Origin of the sequence: Pedobacter jeongneungensis, assembly GCF_000633455.1 — a bacterium.
Taxonomy (GTDB): Bacteria; Bacteroidota; Bacteroidia; order Sphingobacteriales; family Sphingobacteriaceae; genus Pedobacter; species Pedobacter jeongneungensis_A.
Map to the genome: position 1 here is coordinate 42,322 of NZ_AYMG01000029.1, position 18,751 is coordinate 61,072.

The 18,751-nt window shown below is 39.8% G+C and carries 13 protein-coding genes and 1 riboswitch; of the genes, 7 read left to right on the plus strand and 6 right to left on the minus strand.

Annotation, left to right across the window (positions count from 1 at the left end):
- Positions 1 to 11 precede the first annotated feature (11 nt).
- Both U859_RS0124360 and U859_RS0124365 read right to left on the minus strand, forming a co-directional pair.
- Positions 12 to 3,023 carry a SusC/RagA family TonB-linked outer membrane protein gene (locus U859_RS0124360; protein WP_025145876.1) on the minus strand — a complete coding sequence of 1,004 codons (3,012 nt, stop codon included), beginning with the start codon at positions 3,021 to 3,023 and terminating at the stop codon, positions 12 to 14.
- A gap of 15 nt (positions 3,024 to 3,038) precedes the next feature.
- A complete protein-coding gene (locus tag U859_RS0124365; RefSeq protein WP_025145877.1) occupies positions 3,039 to 5,264 on the minus strand; it encodes a transferrin receptor-like dimerization domain-containing protein in 2,226 nt (741 codons plus the stop codon).
- 79 nt (positions 5,265 to 5,343) lie between these two features.
- Positions 5,344 to 5,448: riboswitch (SAM riboswitch) on the minus strand.
- Positions 5,449 to 5,687: 239 nt separating this feature from the next.
- On the opposite strand from U859_RS0124365, the gene U859_RS0124375 reads away from it, so the two are divergent.
- Positions 5,688 to 6,263: a dihydrofolate reductase family protein gene (locus tag U859_RS0124375; RefSeq protein WP_025145878.1), complete on the plus strand. Its 576-nt coding sequence runs from the start codon at positions 5,688 to 5,690 to the stop codon at positions 6,261 to 6,263.
- Between the two features lie 9 nt (positions 6,264 to 6,272).
- Here U859_RS0124375 and U859_RS0124380 read toward each other — a convergent pair whose 3' ends face one another.
- Positions 6,273 to 7,142 (minus strand): sugar phosphate isomerase/epimerase family protein, encoded by an 870-nt coding sequence (locus tag U859_RS0124380; protein ID WP_025145879.1) that lies wholly within the window; start codon positions 7,140 to 7,142, stop codon positions 6,273 to 6,275.
- A 168-nt stretch (positions 7,143 to 7,310) separates the two neighbouring features.
- The gene (locus U859_RS0124385) at positions 7,311 to 8,960 is read right to left on the minus strand and encodes a 2,6-beta-D-fructofuranosidase (protein ID WP_025145880.1); all 1,650 of its coding nucleotides are present in this window, start codon (positions 8,958 to 8,960) and stop codon (positions 7,311 to 7,313) included.
- 304 nt (positions 8,961 to 9,264) lie between these two features.
- Here U859_RS0124385 and U859_RS0124390 point away from each other — a divergent pair, with 304 nt between their 5' ends.
- The 3 genes from U859_RS0124390 (at position 9,265) to U859_RS0124400 (ending at position 13,703) form a co-directional block, all read left to right on the plus strand.
- Complete coding sequence (locus U859_RS0124390; protein ID WP_025145881.1) at positions 9,265 to 9,879, plus strand: RNA polymerase sigma factor; 615 nt, start codon at positions 9,265 to 9,267, stop codon at positions 9,877 to 9,879.
- A gap of 91 nt (positions 9,880 to 9,970) precedes the next feature.
- Complete coding sequence (locus U859_RS31300) at positions 9,971 to 10,996, plus strand: FecR family protein (RefSeq protein ID WP_025145882.1); 1,026 nt, start codon at positions 9,971 to 9,973, stop codon at positions 10,994 to 10,996.
- Positions 10,997 to 11,006: 10 nt separating this feature from the next.
- Positions 11,007 to 13,703, plus strand: a complete 2,697-nt coding sequence (locus U859_RS0124400) for an outer membrane beta-barrel family protein (protein WP_025145883.1) — start codon at positions 11,007 to 11,009, stop codon at positions 13,701 to 13,703.
- Between the two features lie 212 nt (positions 13,704 to 13,915).
- On the opposite strand, the gene U859_RS0124405 is transcribed toward U859_RS0124400, so the two are convergent.
- Positions 13,916 to 15,391: an outer membrane beta-barrel protein gene (locus U859_RS0124405; protein WP_025145884.1), complete on the minus strand. Its 1,476-nt coding sequence runs from the start codon at positions 15,389 to 15,391 to the stop codon at positions 13,916 to 13,918.
- A complete protein-coding gene (locus tag U859_RS0124410; RefSeq protein ID WP_025145885.1) occupies positions 15,388 to 15,963 on the minus strand; it encodes an RNA polymerase sigma factor in 576 nt (191 codons plus the stop codon). The genes U859_RS0124405 and U859_RS0124410 overlap by 4 nt, the downstream gene beginning before the upstream one ends.
- A 160-nt stretch (positions 15,964 to 16,123) precedes the next feature.
- Here U859_RS0124410 and U859_RS0124415 point away from each other — a divergent pair, with 160 nt between their 5' ends.
- From U859_RS0124415 to U859_RS0124425, 3 genes are all read left to right on the plus strand, one after another.
- Positions 16,124 to 17,026, plus strand: a complete 903-nt coding sequence (locus U859_RS0124415) for a class I SAM-dependent methyltransferase (protein WP_025145886.1) — start codon at positions 16,124 to 16,126, stop codon at positions 17,024 to 17,026.
- Between the two features lie 25 nt (positions 17,027 to 17,051).
- Complete coding sequence (locus tag U859_RS0124420) at positions 17,052 to 17,285, plus strand: hypothetical protein (protein WP_025145887.1); 234 nt, start codon at positions 17,052 to 17,054, stop codon at positions 17,283 to 17,285.
- A 512-nt stretch (positions 17,286 to 17,797) separates the two neighbouring features.
- Positions 17,798 to 18,730, plus strand: coding sequence for a patatin-like phospholipase family protein (locus tag U859_RS0124425; protein ID WP_025145888.1), 933 nt, complete (start codon positions 17,798 to 17,800; stop codon positions 18,728 to 18,730).
- Positions 18,731 to 18,751: the final 21 nt, after the last annotated feature.

Genomic DNA, 18,751 nt, shown 5'->3' on the forward strand with positions numbered 1-18,751 from the left:
TTTTCTGTTCGTTAAAAGTTTAGCGTAAGTTTTGCGCTGTAAATGCGGTAAGTTGGGTAATCATAAAAATCCTGGTTTCCTTCCGGGGTTACTCCGGTAAAGGAGGTCCAGGTGTATAAATTACGACCAACAAGTGCCAGCCTGGCGTTGCTTAAAACACGGTTGATCCCGAGGGACTTTAGCGGTAATTTGTAACTTAAAGAAACTTCTCTCAGCGAGACATAACTGCTGTTCTGCAACCAGTAATCGGTAGTTTGCTGCGCGTTAAATACTGCTGTGGTAAAAGCAAGCGGTAAACCGGCCTGTGCAACCTGATCAGAAAACGGCGAACGGTACTGATAAGTAAGGTACTGCTGGGTTTCGTTATACTTCTGTCCACCCTGTTTCCAGTCTAAAACGGCATAAACAGACAATGGACCGATGTTAAAGGTATTTGAAAACCCCACAATAAAATCAGGTTGTGCATCGCCAATAATTTTCGAATTGCCCGTTGCTGCATTTTGATATAATAATGGTGCTTCAGCTGCTGTACCCAATTGGCTTTTTAACACCACAAAACCCAATTGATTCAGGGTAAAATCGCTTGGTTTATAAATTCCTCCTGCCGCATTGGTTACTATGCCCTGTGCATTGGTTTCCAATTGATCGAGACCAGTAAGCACGCTATAACCATAAAAAGCAAAAGGACTTACCCCGGGTGCTTTTCTGAAATCGCCGTCTGTAAATTCGGGTACATCACCCAATGAAGTGATTTTGCTTCTGATTCTGCTAAAAGTAATACCTGTATTCCAGGTAAAGGCATTTTTACTGATTACGTTGCCGTTGATTTCGAGTTCGAGTGAATTCGATTTAACAGCGCCTAAATTGCCGTAAATCCTTGCCGACCCTGTAGTTGGAGGAAAAGCGGGAACAAGGATAAAATCGTTTATACTTTTAGAAAAAGCATAATTGGCCTGCACATTAATGCGTTTAAACAGCTGTGCGTCAAAACCAAATTCAAGTTCGGAGGTAATGGCCCTTTTCAGGTCCGTATTTTCTCGCTGGTTATAACTTACACCGCCAGAGCTGGATAGAGAAACCTGACTATCCTTAGCGCCAAAAGGAGGCAAACTTCCGGCTTTACCATAGGCTACCCTTAATTTCAATTCGTTGATGATGCCCAGTTTTACATCTTCGGTTAAACGGTACGCCGTTGATACCCTTGGGAAAAAGGCCGTACCTACATCAGCACCAAACCTCGAACTGTTATCCAGCCTGCCCAGTACATCTACAAAAATCTTTTCTTTCCAGGCCGCCTTTAAGTTTAAAAAGTAGCCATAGTTAACCGTTTGTTCCCAGCTGGAACCGATACTTCTGCTATCGGCCGATGCCGCAGCAAGACTTTTAACCGGAGCACTCAGGTTATAACCCGAAGCAGATAACGAAGTAACCCTGTTTTCTTCGTACACCGCTTTTAAGGTGGCACCGAAATCGAAATCGTTAAACTTATTGTTGTAATTTAACTGGGCCTGTCCGTTTTTAGAAGTTGTTTTTGAAGTGCTTTCGCCATAATAGCCGTTGTTCCGGGTAATATCTGCAGAGATGGTCTGAAACCCGATCGGGTAATAATCGGTTTCACTATAATTTTCGTTCTGTAGCGAAGTGTAGACCTCGGCATTCAATTTATCAGTGAACTGATATTTCACCTTTAAACCAGCAAGTAAGTTGTCGCTGTTATTATCATATTCACGGTAACTCAATTGATAAAAAGGGTTGTTCACATTGAAATTCTGGATGTCAAAACCATAGGGTTTAAAGGCATATTTGCCGGAAGCATCACGTTCCTGCAGGTTGATAAAAGGCTCGTAAAGTGAGGTGGCATATAATAACGAGCCACTACCGCTTGATGAAATGGAAGAAGATGGGGTTTGATTATTAAAATATTGCAGGCTAAGGTTAACTTCTAAGTTTTTAACCGGTTTATAACCGAAATTGAATAAGGCCGTCTGCCTTTTATCGGCTCCAACAGGTTCCGCTACCCCACCTTTGTATTGATTTTGAAAGGAAGCATACAAGGTATATTTATCACCTGCAGTTGATGCAGAGACAAAATTTGTAAAATAAGGGTTGTTGTTAAGCATATTCGCCACGTTATCGTACACATTTTGGTATGGATGCAGGTTGAGCGAATAACCGTTCTGTTGTACATCGATGGTTCTGGCATTGCCGTTAAGTATAAAAGATCCATCGGCATTCACTTTAAAATGATGGAATTGCGAGGTAGGCGGTGTATTTTGTACGTTACTGAATCCAAACTCATTATCCACGATAATATTCACCTTTCCGTTGCCTTTTCCTTTTTTGGTGAGTACCTGAATAATTCCGCCTTCTCCCCTGGTACCATAAAGTGCAGAAGCTGCAGCTCCTTTAACCACTTCGATAGACTCAATGTCCTGCGGATTTAAATCAGATAAGCTTAACGCCGTCACAAAACCATCTATTACCAGAAGCGGAGCAATATTGCCGGATACTGATTTAGCCCCGCGCAGGTAAACCGTAGCGCCGGAATTACCTGAAGATTGACTGATCTGGATCCCCGCAACTTTACCCCTCAGGGTTTGAGAAGCATCAGTTGCCGGAACGGTATTGATCTGGTCATTATTTACCTTAGTTAAGGCAAAAGTTAGTTTTTTACGACTGGTTCCTTCAGCTACACCAGTAACCACCACATCAGATAGCAAATGAATGTCCTCTTTTAGCTCCACATTAATCTCCGATTGGTTATTAATGGCTAGCACCTGTTCGGTATAACCCTGAAAATGAATAATGATACTATCTGCTTTTTGAGAAAAAGTGAGGTTAAATTCGCCTTTATTATTCGTACTGGTGCCAATTTTAGTGCCTTTTAATTTGATGGCGGCACCTGCCAGGGGCTGTTTATCTTTACTGTCGGTAATTTTACCGCGAAGGGTATTTTGCGCAAAAGCCTGCAAACTGCTGAGTAAAATAAAGCAGACTATTAAAGAGGTAAAAAATAGTTTCATGGTTTGGGATAATATTTAAAAATGTTTGGTTGAGTTGATAAATTGCGAGAGTTTTAAGATGGAGGCCGTTAATACAGAAATCTGTTCCTGCACCTCTTTTACATGGTACTGTTCGATGGCTTCCCGCACGCCAGGAAGGGTTTTAACACCATAACCGGTATATAGCCCTGGTGCATAAATACTGTGTTTGTACCAGGGCCGGCCTGGTAAACCGTTCTCTTGTAGCAATTGTTTTTCGGCCTGAAAAAGCAGTGTATTGAGTTTATCGGTATTGGCACCTGAAGCCAGCGATGTGGTTACAGACTGATTGAGGTGAGATGCAGCTGTTTTTAAACTATCAACAGCAGCATTCAGCGCTTTAAAATCGAATTCAGGCAATTCTACCTGCGTTGGAGGATTTTTTAGATTTTCTTTTGGATCATTTGCCAGCTGATAGGCACCATTTGAAATGAGTGTATTCTGGCTTTGAGCGGTTTCTTTAAGCTGTTTGGCCAAAGCAGTTACTTCGGTAACATAAGTGGCTATTTTAACCTGAAGATTTGTGAAATTAAAGGGAAGTACATCTGCATTGGCCAGGCGTAATACCGCTCTTCCGGCTGTTTGAGATAAGGCTAAGCCATACTCAAAACCGGGATCTTTGAATTTTATAAAATTATCGTAGGTATCGAAATTAGTATGGTATTCTCCCCCTTCATCTTCACCGCCAAAACCAAGGCTTAAAGTAGGGATACCCAGGTGCTGCAAAAATGCAGAATAATCTGATCCGGTACCCAGCGCACCAAGATCAATATTTTGATTATCCTGTATTTTTTTTCGTTCGCTAAGCGAAGCAGTGGAAATAACTTTATTGGCCTTCCAGCGTTCGAAAATAGTACTGTTAACCTGTGGATCTTTTACCTCTTTTGAAATTTCAGACACAAAATTTTCAAGGGCATGCGAGCCGCCTGCTTCTAAAAAACCTCTACCATTGCCATCCGAGTTGATGTAGGCAACAGCCTTATTATTTAACTCAGCTGCATGGTCTTCTACCCATTCTGTTGAGCCTAAAAGTGATTGCTCTTCTCCATCCCAGGCAATATAAACAAGTGTACGCTTGGGTTTTATACCTGCTTTAGCCAATAAGCCGATAGATTTAGCTTCTTCTAATAATGAGGCCAATCCACTTACCGGATCTGCAGCGCCGTTTACCCAGGCATCGTGATGGTTGCCACGGATGATCCACTGGTTTTTGAATTTGCTTCCTTCTAATTTGGCTACTACGTTATAGGCCGGAACAATATCCCAGTTAAAGGCGAGGTTTAAACGCACCAAAGTGCTTCCATCTCCAATATGGTAAGTAACAGGTAAACCACCGCTCCAATCGGAAGGGACCACCTGACCTTTAAGTGCAGTTAATAATGGAAGCGCATCATGGTAACTAATGGGCTGTACCGGGATTTTAAGAATGGTTTTGGCTTCTGCCCGTTCAATACGTTTTGCATCTTTCGTAGCACCGATGCCTGGCGTTAACGGATCGCCTGGATAAATCACCATGTCCATTACCGATCCACGTTGAACAGCGAATTCAGGCTTAAAAGCGCCCTGTGGGTACACATCCCCCTTTACAAAGCCATCATCTTTGGGGTCGGAGTAAATAATACAGCCCACAGCCCCATGTTCGTAAGCAATTTTAGGTTTAATGCCACGCCATGATCTGCCATATTTCGCAATTACAATCTTTCCTTTTACACTAACCCCCAGGCGTTCCAGTTTATCATAATCGGCTGGCAACCCATAATTTACAAAAATAAGTCCAGCACTTACATCACCATCAGCCCCCCAGGCATTGTAAGGAGGCAATTGCCCCTGTTGTGCGGTAGCCAGATCTTCTTTAACAGCCTGTTCTTCGAGCGTAGCATGGTATTTATTGTTCCCTAATAATTCTACAGACCGGGTTTTAGGTGTTGGAAATAAAACATAATAGGTCTCTATTTTTGCATTCCAGCCGTAACTTTTAAACTTGTTTAAAACGGATTCTGCTACTGCTTTACTGCCTTTTGAGCCTAAATGGTGTGGATTGGCAGAAAGTTCTTTTATGGTTACCCCGATATTTTCCTTATTAAGCCCTGCATCAAATTTCTGTTCAATATCGCGCTGTATGGAAATATTTTGAGTTTTAAAACCACTTATTGGCCTTTCCTGTGCCAATAATGTAAGTGAGAGCAGTTGAATAGCGGTAATAAGGGTAAAAGTTTTCTTCATTCTTTCTGATTTTTAGGAGTTTTTTTACCAGAAAAACTTTGAGCGACCTCAAAATCAATTAGCATGCGGATGCATAACCAACTTATCTTCTCTACCATATGGCAGAAAGGAATTAGCACCTTTTACAAGTGTATAGGTTGCTTAGACGTCTTAGGGCCTTTCCCTCGGTCTTTCTGGATAAGTATTATATAATGATGCAAAACTAAAAAAATAATCTACTAATTCTATAGATTTTATATAATTAATTTTAATATTAACAATCAACCAATAAAAATGAAGGCATACTGGTGTCTTCTGCTCTGAACATGGTTAATTTATTTTCTTGCACAAATAGTCATAAAAGCGACTGCATATTGTCATGATTGCCCCGTATGCACGTAATTTTTGCTTTTTATCTTTGAATAGCAACTAACAGGAAATAAAATGAGAAAAATAAAGTTTTTTGAACATATCTCGCTTGACGGGGTGATTCAACACGAAAATGATGACAACTTCACTTATGCGGGATGGACGAATCCATATCGGACTCCAGCCGGACTGGCACTCTTACTGGAGGCACAGGGCAGTAATTTCGATTTGCTGCTTGGCCGTACTACTTACGATCAGTGGTCTGCATTTTGGCCAAAAGCAGGCGATAACCCGATGGCAAACAGCCTCAATGCTGCCATAAAATATGTGGCCACTCACAGGGCTGACAGTTTGGAATGGGGACCAGCAGCTGATTTAGGTACAGATATTATAGCGGGGATCCGTAGCATCAAATCAACAGATGGCCCTGACCTGGTTTTATATGGCAGTTCGACTTTAACCTCTTTGTTACTGGAACAAGGATTGGTTGATGAAGTTGTATTGATTGTGTACCCGGTTTTGCTCGGCAGAGGCAAACGCTTCTTTTCTGACCAGGTTAAGGGCCAGGAACTTGCTTTAGTGAGCACAAAAGCCACTCCAACAGGTGTGCTTCTCAATACTTATCAATATATTGGTGTTTTAAAAACTTAATCGTTAGGGTTATTTTGTAGTGTAAACTTCGGCAACCTGAGCGGATAAATATTTAAAGGCCTGTGGCATTTCTACAGCGGCATTACTGATACTGGCTTCCATAAAGATGTATCCTTTATAGTTGATTTTCTTTAATGCCCTTAGATATGGTCTAAAATCATCGCCGGCTACCCCGGGCAGGGTACGTTTCTCTTTTTCAGCAATTTCGCAAAAGCCGACCTGTTTGGCTGCTGCAATAATTTCATCGGGCGATTCGCCTTCACGCAGCATGTGGAAAACATCTACATTCAGCCGGAAATTGGGTTCGTTTACTTTCTTTACAATTTCGGCTGCTGCTTTTAATGAAGTAATAAAATTGGTTTCAGTGGTTTCGAGGTTTTCCAATAGGATTACCACATCGTTTTTCTTTGCAATCTGCCCCAATTTTTTGCAAAGGATTATGAAATCTGCTTTTGCTTTGTCTATATCGTAACCTGCCGGAATGCTCCTCGCCCCTGAACTGCCCAGAACGATGTATTTTACACCTGCTTGTTTTGCCCTCGAAAGAACCGTTTCTGTATAACTTAAAACTTTTGCCTCATTTACATCAGGGCCTGCTATTTTTAAATTACCCGGAAAGAAGAGGTTACAACTTAACACTTTACATTTCGCGGCATTGATCCTTTTCAAATTGGCTTGAAATTCATCGTCGCTCAAAGTGGGCGAAAGTATTTTCGGTACTGATTCACCAATCAACCTGAAGCCGGCAGCATAAGCAATGCTATCTTGTGCTAAACCGCTTACAATCCCTAATTCCGGATATTTTTGTTGCGCTGAAAGTGGACCTGAAGTCAGGAAAATAAGGAAGCTGGTAATAATTGATAAGAATTTCTTTTTCATAATGTTACATTTAATTCAATGTTTTAAATAACTGATGTAGCAGTTAATATTTCAACCAAATTTGTTGCTTTCAGCGCCTAACTCAATCTTTATATTGTCCAGATTTACATTAGGATCAGTGTCTTTCTTGCCATAAGACCCTGAAATAAATTCAGGGTGACGATCAATCTATTCCCAGATCGATTTAACAGAATAAACCTTTAAATCTTTAATTTCGATATTATTTCCCCAAAACTGAAAGCCTTCGGTATTTTTAGTATCCGGTTTCCGCTCCATCGAATAAGAATAGGCACCACCATCAATAAAGACTTCAATTGAGGTCCTATCGATGTAAATATCAGCGGAGATTTCCATGCTGGTCATATCCTCTGGCGAATAAAAAACACCGTTTACGAGATTAAAATTCATATCGTAATCCAATATTTTCTGTCCTGAAAGGCTGAGCCCGGCACTGGTAGCATGCGAAAGTTTCAGTTTTGTTTTAATGCGAATCCTATCTGTATTGTTAAAAGTTTTGAGTTTTTCGTTCGCATCTTTTGCACTCAAATTGTTCCATTCGCCAACGCCTTCGAAAAGTTGTTCAGCTTCTTTTATCGGCTCGCTTACCAAGCGTAAGCCATCTTTTGTGGTTTTAAGTTTCAGTTCGGTGGGCAAAAGCATCATGCCATTAAATGGCATATCGGGGTGACCGATCCTCCCCCATCCTATCTGGATCCTTCTGCCATCACTTTCCGGGATATTGGTGAAAGTTTGGGCGGCATAAATACTTCCGGTTACATAATAATGTTTACCAGATTCGGGTATAAATTTCTTTCCATCAAAAGTACCCGTCATGTAGGTATTAGACGCGCCATACATTACCCACTTCGTTTTATTTTTATTTCCGTCAATAGGGAGTTCAAATAAATCGGGGCATTCCCAAAAGCCGGTGGTATGACTTTGGAATGTCCAGTCTTTTAAATTGGTCGAATTATAAATCGAATGCCCATCGAGTTCATTCAGCACCATCACCCAATGTTTACCGGCTTTATACCAGAAAACCCTTGGGTCCCTTGTATCTACACTGTTCCATTTTGCTTTGGAATCAATGACCGGGTTTTTGCTGTATTTTGTCCAGGTACGTCCTTTATCCAAACTATAAGCCATACATTGCACCTGCTTCTCATCCGTAAAAGCGGTGTAAGTGGCCACCATGGCAGGTGTATTACCATTGTTAAAACCAGCCGTATTATTATAATCAATTACAGTTGAACCAGAAAACATCGTACCTGTTTGATCAGGACTTAATGCGGTTGGCAACTCTTCCCAGTGAATCATATCTTTACTTACCGCATGGCCCCAGGACATGTTTTCCCATTCCCGTTCATAAGGATTATGCTGATAAAACAGGTGATATTCGCCTTCATAAAAAATAAGGCCGTTAGGGTCGTTTATCCAACCTCTTTTTGTAGTGAAATGAAACTGCGGTCGGTTTTTCTCCTTATAAATTAACTTTTGGCCTTCAATTTCATTATTTTGATATATTTTCTGTAAACCAGTTGCATCACCTTCATAACTGATTTTTATTATTTTACCTTTCAGTGCGGTAACATCACAGAAAACCCAATATTCGGGTTCATCTTTTGCCAGTCTGATCTTAAAAACCCTTTCCTGCTTGCCTGCAATTTCAAATTTCATATTTGCTCTGGCCTGCTTTTGCGAAACGGGCAGGTTGAGGTAACGCTTGTTAATCTTAATTTCGATATCAGCTGCAAAGCCAAAGCTGGAAAGAAATAGTAAAGCACCAATGGCAAAAATTGCTTTGTAAATAGTTTTCATGTTCCGGAAATGGTAAATCGTTTTATCTATAAAAGGGATATATTGGTTAGTGTTGGAAAAGATAGGGAAAAAGAATGAGGCTGGTTAAAGTGTATTATTTTATTTACGATGTGATTGCTTCGTCGTTCCTCCTCGCAATGACGACTTTTTTTATGGCAGTGGCAGCAGAGTGGAATTGTGGCATTTGAACTATCAAACTACTATATACGTTTAAAAGAATTTACTTATGTTTGGCCATCAACAGTTGTTGTAATAAAAATTTAATTGTTGAATACTATAGCTTAAGCCTATTCAGACTGATATTTTGCAGCTCCACCAAAACCATAACCCGAACAACGAAACCCAGCATTGGAACGGCTTTAAAGATGGCGATCCCGCTTCTTTCGAATATCTTTATAAAACGCATTCGGCTGGTTTGTATAATTATGGGTCGAAGTTCACCAAAGACAAAGACCTGATTAAAGAATGTATACAGGATCTTTTTGTAGGGCTGTGGACGAATAGAAATTCGGTTGGAAACCCTGATCATGTAAAAAACTACCTATACAAATCTTTCAGACATGCCATTTTTAAAAAAACCTTTCATTTAAGTAAAAATGAAACGTATGAGGAAACGGAAAACTATTCGTTTCAGGTGGTTTTAAATGTAGAAGAAACCTTGATTAATAACGAAAGGCAGTTGCAAGTGAGCGAACAGCTTCAAAATGCATTAGCCAAACTTACCGCAAGGCAACGGGAAGCCATTTTCCTTAAGTTTTACGAGCAATTGAGTTACGAAGAAATTGCCGAAGTAATGGGCATTACAGTAAAGGCAGGGTATAAAATCATGGCCCGTTCGTTAGATTATCTGCGTAATAATCTTTCAAAAGATGATTTATTGCTGCTTTATCTTATTCTTCACTTAAAATTAATAAACTGATAATCAGATAAATACAATAAATTTAAAATTTTTATTCATTTGGATGGGGTAAAAAACTACTGCTACTGCTAATAGGATCAAAAGAAGAACAATGAAGAAACAGCTAAGCGATTACAAAGCTTATACTTTAGCAGACCTGATCAATGATGAAACCTTTATCCTTTGGGTAATTCAGCCTGACGAAACAGCAGATACGTTTTGGCAGAATGTCCAGAATACTTTTCCGAACTTAATTCCTCTGATTGTAAGTGCAAGAAATATTGTATTATCCATGCGGTTCGAAACAGATGAACTTAGCACAATTGAACAACAACAACTTTGGCAAAATATCGAAGCTAAAACCATTTTGGTCAAAAAAACAGGCAGAACCCTCCCAATGTGGTACCGTTATGCCGCTGCAGCCGTTGTGGCAGGTATCCTCTTCTGTATCGGCGTTTTATATTCGGTTAATCAAAAAGTAAATATCGAGACGCCTTATGGCCAATTGAAAAACATCACTTTACCTGATGGATCAATCGTAACGCTAAATGCGAACTCCCAGATTAAATATGATAAAAACTGGGATAAAGACGAAATCCGTGAGGTTTGGATCTCTGGCGAAGCCTTTTTAAAAGTAAATCACCTGCATCAAAGGGGTGCAGTACAAAACCACGAACGTTTTATTGTACATACCGGAGCAGTTAATGTAGAAGTTTTAGGAACCTCCTTTAACGTAAACGACAGAAGGGGGCATACTGAGGTTGCCCTTTTGGAAGGTAAAATCAGTCTGGATTTAAAGACTGGCGAAACGAAACCACTTATTTTAGCGCCTGGTGATATTGCGGAGTATGCAAATGGCAAACTGGTTAAAAAACCGATCAATGTTGCCGAATATGCTTCGTGGAAAGATGGGAAACTTTATTTCCGCAATGTTCCTGTGGCTAAAATATTTGATTATTTCGAAGATATTTATGGCTATAAGGTGGTGGTTGATGATCCGAAAATTCTGGAGAAAAGATTATCAGGTACTTTAAGTGCAAAGGATCGGGGTGTACTGTTTAAGGCCATTGGCGTTACGCTGAACATCAGTATCAGCCCGAAAGAGGCTACGAACGAACTTATTGTTACATCTAAATAAGGTAGGGATCATGAAAAAGAACTTAAAAGTTAGCCTTATTATCTTGATGTGCACCCTGTTTTTCAAGCAATTTACATTTGGCCAACAGGCAAAACAAGAAGAAACACAGGCTTTAACACAAGTCCTCGCTAAATTGAGCATACAGTTTAAAGTCAATTTTTTATACGAAGAAAGTCAGCTTAAGCAAAAACAGGTGCTTTATCAGGCCAATAATTTTGTGGGTAAACCTTTAAAGCAAATTTTAGATGCTGTTGTTTTACCGCTTAATTTATCCTGGTACAAGGTAGATGATAAAAACTACTCTATTTTTCCTACGGTTTCTAAAACCGCAGCACCTGTAAAGCAAAATATCAGCCCTGTAGTTGTAGATTCTGTTGCAAAGGATCAGGTAAGTGGAAGGTTGTTGGATGAACATGCCAAACCTTTGGAATATACTACAGTAACCCTATTGGTAGCAGCCGATTCATCTTTTGTGATCAATTCGCTAACCGATCTTGATGGGAAATTCACCTTTCCATCGGTTAAACCTGGCATTTATAAAATCAGGGTTTCGCCTATTGGGTACAGTCCTTATACCACCAAGCCTTTTACAGTTGGCGGTAACGCCCCGGTAAGCATTGCCCCTATTGCGATGCAGTCATCGGGCGAGAATTTAAAGGAAGTTAAAATTACGGCTAGTAAACCACTTGTTGAAGCCAAAAGCGACAGATTGATTTTTAATGTAGATAACAGTGCTATGGCGGTGGGCAATTCGCTCCAGGTATTAAAATCGGCACCTTTTGTTCGGATCTCGGCAGATAATACGGTGAGCTTACAGGGAAAACGGACCATGATTTTAATCGATGGCAAACCCGTACCTGATGCGGCATTGGAAAATATCCTGCAAACCCTGCCGGCAGGCAATATCCTTAAAATAGAACTGATTACCCAACCCTCAGCCAAATACGACGCTGCTTTTGGCGCCGTGATCAACATTATCACTAAAAAAAGCCAGATTGAAGGTTTTACAGGCGATGTCCGCGCTGATGGATCAACCGGGAAATATGCTACTGGCAACCTCAATACTTCGGCTACTTACAAACATAAAAACCTAACCCTTTATGCGGGTGGCGGTGTTACCAAAGGAACCAACATTTTCAGTATAAGTTCGGAAAGGTTCCAGGATCCTACTGATCCTTTATATTATTTAACCAATAACTGGTCGCGGATATCGCATAACAACCTCTATAATTTTCAGGCCAGTGCCGAGCTGCAACTGGATAAAAACCAGAGCATAGGGCTTTTTGCAAATGGAGGCATCTTCTATTTTAAAGGACCATGGGCAACAACGAATGAATTTGGCCGGAAAAACATCCGTATCGATTCAGTATCGTATACTGATGCCACGTTTAACCAACGCGCCAGTTCTTACACCTATAACTTTAATTATCATCTTCTGGCCGATTCGGGCAAAAACGACCTCGTGGTACTGGCCACTTTTACCCCATGGAAACGTAACCTTTTTCAGGATTTCCCTTCGGTGCTTTATGATGGATCGGGTAATATCATCAGAATCCCTACCCATTACCAGAACAGGAACAAGGCCGCTATCGATGTTTACATCGCTCAGGCCGATTATACGCATGAGTTTAAAAAGCAATGGAAGCTGGAAACTGGTCTTAAATTTCAATACACCAACTCTAACACCAGCGTAAATTATCAAGATAACCGCAACGGAGAATTAACATCCAACCCCATATTTTCTAATGAGAGTAACCTGAAAGAATCAATTGCTTCGGTTTACGGAATACTGAGCAAAGACTGGAAAAAAGATAAAGTACAGCTTGGTTTAAGGGTTGAAAATACCAGAGCTGATTTTGTGGGGAATTTTAAACAAGATTACAGCAATTTCTTTCCCACTTTTCTTTATCAGCATAATTTTAACCAGGACAACAATATTTCCATTTCGTTTAAACCCACCATTAACCGTGCACCCTATTATGAGTTAGTGCCCTATACCGTTTTGCTTAATCAATATACCATTGAACAAGGTAACCCTTCACTTACACCCCAGTTTGATGATACTTATACGTTAAGTGCGAATATTTATAAGCTTAACCTTTCATTAAGTTACACCCGTACCAAAGGGACGATCGGACTGTTCCCCTACAAGCAGGATCTTGCAACGAAGGTTATTTATTATATGCGCCGGAACCTCGACCGGGCATCGGATGTTTCGCTTTATCTGTTTTATCCGATCAAAATCAACGATTGGTGGGAAACCCTCAACAGCGGTACGCCTATAGGTTATAATACTGCAGAAGGACCGGTTTTAGGTGTAAATTATAAATTGGCTGCTTTTCACTCTGATTTTAAAAGTTCGCAGGTTTTTAAAATTTCGAAGAACCTGAAACTGCAGATAGACGCCTATTACTGGACCAACTATGTGCAGGATCTTTCGAAGAACACTGGTTATAAAAATATTGATGCTTCGTTTTTACTCAACCTTTGGGAAGGTAAAGGACAGTTGCGCTTAGGCGGAAACGAACTGGTTTTTAAACGCAACGATTACCTTATCGAACGTAATTATGGCACTTTTAATTCTGCCGAAAGGGTTAGTACTGATAGTAAGCGTATTTTTGTAGGTTTTACCTATAAATTTGGTAAATCGAAAATCCAGAAATCGGATACGAAACTGGGTAATGAAGATGCGCTGAAAAGGTTATAAACCTGAGATTAAAATTCTTAGAAAGACTCGTCATTGTGAGGAGGTACGACAGCCTGCCCCGACTTTTCGGGGAAGCGATCTCACAAATTTCGCTATAAGCGACCGCATTAAGGTTGCTTCTTCTGTTGAAAAAGCCTTCTCACAATGACAATATTACGAACCCTATCATCTCTGTTAAAATCCCGAAAATAGATTTCGAACTAACAAAACTACTACAACCGATAGGCAATTCCGATTCTAAAAAATTGATTGGCTTGATTAGAAGACCCTAAACTATTACTGACTTTGTTTGGCTTTAACCATTGGTAGCTGCCGTTGATATCGAATTGTTTAATATGTACACTTATGCCGCCCATAAAGCCAATACTTACCTTATTTGCTACTGTATTAACTAAAGCAGAATCAACCGCTTTGCCATGATATAATGTATCACGTGGATCAGCTATTGGTTTTAATTTGGTAAACACATCAGATTGTTTGATGGAGAAAGCAATTATCGGCCCAGCCTTAACGCTTATTTTTTTGGATAACCTGTAAGCTGCCGCTAATGGGAAATCTACCGTTATCACTTTTCTTTCATCTGCGATCGTAAACGGAGGTAATGAATCAGGGCGATAATAACTTGGATGTGTAAATTCTCTCGCTAGCTTTTGAGCACTATTGATGTTAACGCCTGCAACAAGCTGCCATTTTTTATCAAAAGCATAACTACCAAACAATCCAGCTGAAAAGCTACTTCCACTTTTTTGCACATTCATTCCGCCTGTTATCCCGTAACTGTATTTCTGTTCACCATCTCCAATGCTTTCCGGTTTAGTTTTTATTGTTTTGCTTTTCGATAGCTTAATTTCTTTCGTTTTTTTGTTTTTTCCGGAGTTATTCCCAATTGACTTATTTTTATCTCTGCCCTTAGGAGAACTGGCAATTTGCAAACTACTATAATCTGCACGCAACTGCAGGATAGGCTGTAAAGATGTTAAGTTTTTAACCTGGTTGACGGCATCACCTTGAAGTATATTATCCTGCCAAAATTTGCTTGATACCACCAATTCTTCATTACGCCTTTTGTCCAAAGAATCTATGCTTGAAAAAACAGCAGGATGATGCTTTGATTGTCTGTTTGCCAAATTTACTGCAACATTGGCCGGATCAGATTTTTCCATCCCTTTAATTTGATGCCCTGGTGCAGAAACAGAATGTAATGCAGCAACAATAGAAACATCGTTTTTCTTTGTTACCGTTGCAACAGCTTGATTTTCATGTTTGGCTATTCTACTATCACCCACTTCATTTTTTTCGGCCAGGCTATTTAACGTATCTTTATTATTGATCAGGTTACTATCAATAATGTTATTATAATTGACAACATTATCACTATCGATAAGCGAAGAATCAGATAATCGCCCTTTGTTTTCTTTTACAATTTCTTTCTTTGTGTTTTTGGTGTGAGGAACTGTTACATATACCACTGTAGCTACTGTAACAGCTGCAGAAAATACATACCCTAGTATTTTGAATAACTTGGCTCCCGCAGATACGCCAGGAGGATTACCACCTATCGGACCGCCAGGCATCTGTTCGTTTAACAACTTGTGCATACCCGCCCACGAGGCATCTGCAACATCTTTAATTGGAAGGTTATCGAATTTCTTGCTCCAGAGTTTATGATACCATGCTGAATTTTTCATCTTCTTTTTGTGTTTTCAGTTGGTTTATCAATTGCTGAAGAAGCTAACATTTTCCTCAACTGTTTCTTTGCTTCCGTAAGGTGCCATCTCGAGGTACTTTCGGTAATATTGAGGTGTTCTCCTATTTCTTTGTGAGAGTAACCATCTACAACCGAAAGGTTAAAAACCAATTGGGTAGCGGTTGGTAACCGGCGAATGAGTTTCAGGAGATCTTCCACAAAAAGCTTGTCTAACACGGCCGGCTGAATAAAAACCTCTTCAATTTCTTCCGGGCTCACCGCATCGTTAAACTTCGCCTCTCTACGGCCCAGATCGATGCACGATCGTACCATTACTGTTCTTATCCAGGCACCAAATTCACCTTTTTTAGCATCGAAGCTACGGATATGCTGAAAAACCTTTAAAAAACCAATGCTCAGAGCGTCGTGCGCCAGGTCATCTGATTTTAAATAACGAAAACATATCCGCAGCATATCTGCATAGTAAAGCTTGTATAGACCTTCTTGTGCTTGCCGCTCATTGGCCTTGCAGCCTTTGATTAGTTTAGTATCCTGCTTAAAAAAAAGGTTCATCCATTTGGTTCGGTAAGCGGTTTTTCATCGTGTTGTATTATGGTTACGCAATGAAAAGGAAAAACGCTGGGCTAAAATTAATTTATTTTTTATCGTTATGTTTATTTTCCGACCAAGCGTTTTCAATACCGGCTGCGTATTTTATTTAAATCCCGATCTAATGCATCCTAATGAAAGCTATAACCGGCACAACAACTGGTACAATCAACACTTTCCTTCAAAAAGTGCCAAAACCGAATTATATAAAAAAGTAAAGGCTACCGACAAAAACAATGTTGCACAATGGCTGCAACAGTTATTTTTCAGTTGTCTTGATCCTCTATTGGCTGGAAAAAACCGCAGTTGGCTTACCGTTGGCGATGCTTATGGCTTTGACGCCCAATATATCCTAAATTCGGGCAATGAGGCATTGGCGACCGACCTGAACACCGATTTTTTAAATGTGGCTTTAAAAGAGGGAATTATTAATGCCTGCGCAGCAGAAAATGCCGAAAACCTATCAAGAGAAGATAGTAGTTTTGATTTTGTGCTGTGTAAAGAATCTTATCATCATTTTCCAAGACCCTATGCAGCAATGTACGAAATGATCAGAGTGGCCAAAACCGCCGTAGTGGTAATGGAACCCCAGGATCCTATTACAAAAATGCCTTTATTATTAATGTTAAATAACCTTTTTATCCACAATGGAGAATTTCTAAATAAACTATGGAAAAACCGTTTTTCATTCGAACCGGTTGGGAATTTTGTGTACAAGGTTTCGGAAAGAGAATTTGAAAAACTCGCGGCTGGACTTGGCCTGCCGATGGTTGGGTTCAAAAAGATCAATCCAAATTATTGGTTTAAAGGGGCCGAATCGATCTCAACCGGGCAGCACAACCGTCAGTTTATGATGATTAAAATGAAGAAAATATTTTTCGACATCATGGTTAAATTAAGGGCAATGCCCGCACAGGTATTAACCACTATTATTTTCAAACAATTGCCGGATGACGATATGATCGCACTCCTGAAAAAAAGCGGTTATCGCTTGGTCTACATTCCTAAAAACCCTTATCTAAACTAAATCCGCTAACCAAACAAAAACAGTTATGAAATCGCAAAGCCTTTATTTTTATGCCAGCCTTACCTTAGCGGCATTTTTTACACTTGTTTATTTATTGTATTCCAACTTCAAATGGCTAGCTTTTTTTGATGCAGCAGCTATATTTTTACCTACGGCTGTGGGATTGATTTCTGCCGCAATACTTTTATTCACTGGCATTTATTTAGTGATAAAAGGACTTAATCAAGGAAAAGAGAAAAAACATGTGAGGTATTTATAGAATAGACATCATTTTTCCCTATTTGATTGCCACTTTAATTTGTTCAATGTTTCATTCGTCATTAGTTCATTGGAAACTGCTAACTGAAAACGGCATTAAGCAGTTAAGAATATTAAGGTTTGTCCTGGCCTAAGTTACTAATGGCTGTCATTCATTATGAAAAGATCCTTCGACTACGCTACCATACACAGAATCCATTAGTGCGGCCGTTATCGGATAGCTATCGGGTTGGGAATGACGATCTCGTGCAGCCTATCATTTTTGCCAAAAAGCTCTGTCTTTTATATCGATTTTATGAAATAATTATCCCTCAGGATGACAAATTCGCTGAAAGGACACGTTGAGTAAAATAAACTTTTGACAAACAACTAATAAGTAGCTCGCTAATGCTCATTGAAAATTGATCATTGATTATTATCATAATCGTAAAATCGACTCTAGACTAAGGACTTTAAACCAGAGACTTCAGACTAAACCATTATATTTGATTATAATTTTCTTAGGAGCATATCATGAAGACATTGGTTATTTCAGGTGGCGGTAGCAAGGGTGCTTTTGCCGGTGGTGTAGCAGAATACCTCATTAAATACCATCAAACAAATTACGATCTCTTTGTAGGTTCTTCTACTGGTAGTTTGCTTATTCCTTTTTTGGCCATTGGCGATGTAGAACGGATCAAAAAATTATACACCACCATTTCACAATCAGATATTTTTACGGTCTGCCCGTTTATAGTTAAATACAAAAATGGAAAAGTAAAACTGCGCATGAACCATTTCGGGATTATTAAGCAGTTTTTTAAGCGACAAAAAACCCTTGGCGACAGTACAGGTTTAAGAAATTTAATCAGGAACAATTTTAAGCTTAAAGATTTTGAAACCATAAAAGCACTTGGTAAAGAAGTGGTGGTTACCGTGGCCAATTTAACCACCCAACTAATTGAATACAAATCGACCAATGATTATGGTTACGAAGATTTTTGCGATTGGATGTGGGCTTCGTGCAACCTGGCCCCATTAATGAGTCTTTACCAGAAAAATGGCAACGATTATGCTGATGGAGGTTTCGGGAACCTCATCCCGGTACAGGAAGCGATTATAAAAGGTGCAACCGAAATTGACACCATTGTGCTAAGACAAGAAAAAGCCGTTTATAACAATCCCCCCCTTCAAAATGCGATTGAAGTATTTGCCCGGACGAGTGATTTTATGCTCAATCAGATCGCGAATGACGACCTGATTATCTCGAAACTGCAAACGGCAAATAAGAATGTAAAAATTAATTTCTATTTCATTAACCGCGAACTTACCACACATTCATTTGTATTTAACAAACAGGAAATGACCACCTGGTGGCAGGAAGGATACGACCTGTTTAAAGCAAAAGATTGTACCACACATGTGTTGGCTGTTGAGGGGGCAAAGGAAATTAAACTGACCAAATAGCAAATGAGTTTCAGTCTGTGA

Coding starts and splice junctions, on each gene's coding strand:
- U859_RS0124375 (WP_025145878.1), top strand. CDS start 5,688: ATGAGAAAAATAAAGTTTTTTGAACATATCTCGCTTGACGGGGTGATT.
- U859_RS0124425 (WP_025145888.1), top strand. CDS start 17,798: ATGAAGACATTGGTTATTTCAGGTGGCGGTAGCAAGGGTGCTTTTGCC.
- U859_RS0124365 (WP_025145877.1), bottom strand. CDS start 5,264: ATGAAGAAAACTTTTACCCTTATTACCGCTATTCAACTGCTCTCACTT.
- U859_RS0124420 (WP_025145887.1), top strand. CDS start 17,052: ATGAAATCGCAAAGCCTTTATTTTTATGCCAGCCTTACCTTAGCGGCA.
- U859_RS0124410 (WP_025145885.1), bottom strand. CDS start 15,963: ATGAACCTTTTTTTTAAGCAGGATACTAAACTAATCAAAGGCTGCAAG.
- U859_RS0124415 (WP_025145886.1), top strand. CDS start 16,124: ATGCATCCTAATGAAAGCTATAACCGGCACAACAACTGGTACAATCAA.
- U859_RS0124405 (WP_025145884.1), bottom strand. CDS start 15,391: ATGAAAAATTCAGCATGGTATCATAAACTCTGGAGCAAGAAATTCGAT.
- U859_RS0124385 (WP_025145880.1), bottom strand. CDS start 8,960: ATGAAAACTATTTACAAAGCAATTTTTGCCATTGGTGCTTTACTATTT.
- U859_RS0124380 (WP_025145879.1), bottom strand. CDS start 7,142: ATGAAAAAGAAATTCTTATCAATTATTACCAGCTTCCTTATTTTCCTG.
- U859_RS0124400 (WP_025145883.1), top strand. CDS start 11,007: ATGAAAAAGAACTTAAAAGTTAGCCTTATTATCTTGATGTGCACCCTG.
- U859_RS31300 (WP_025145882.1), top strand. CDS start 9,971: ATGAAGAAACAGCTAAGCGATTACAAAGCTTATACTTTAGCAGACCTG.
- U859_RS0124360 (WP_025145876.1), bottom strand. CDS start 3,023: ATGAAACTATTTTTTACCTCTTTAATAGTCTGCTTTATTTTACTCAGC.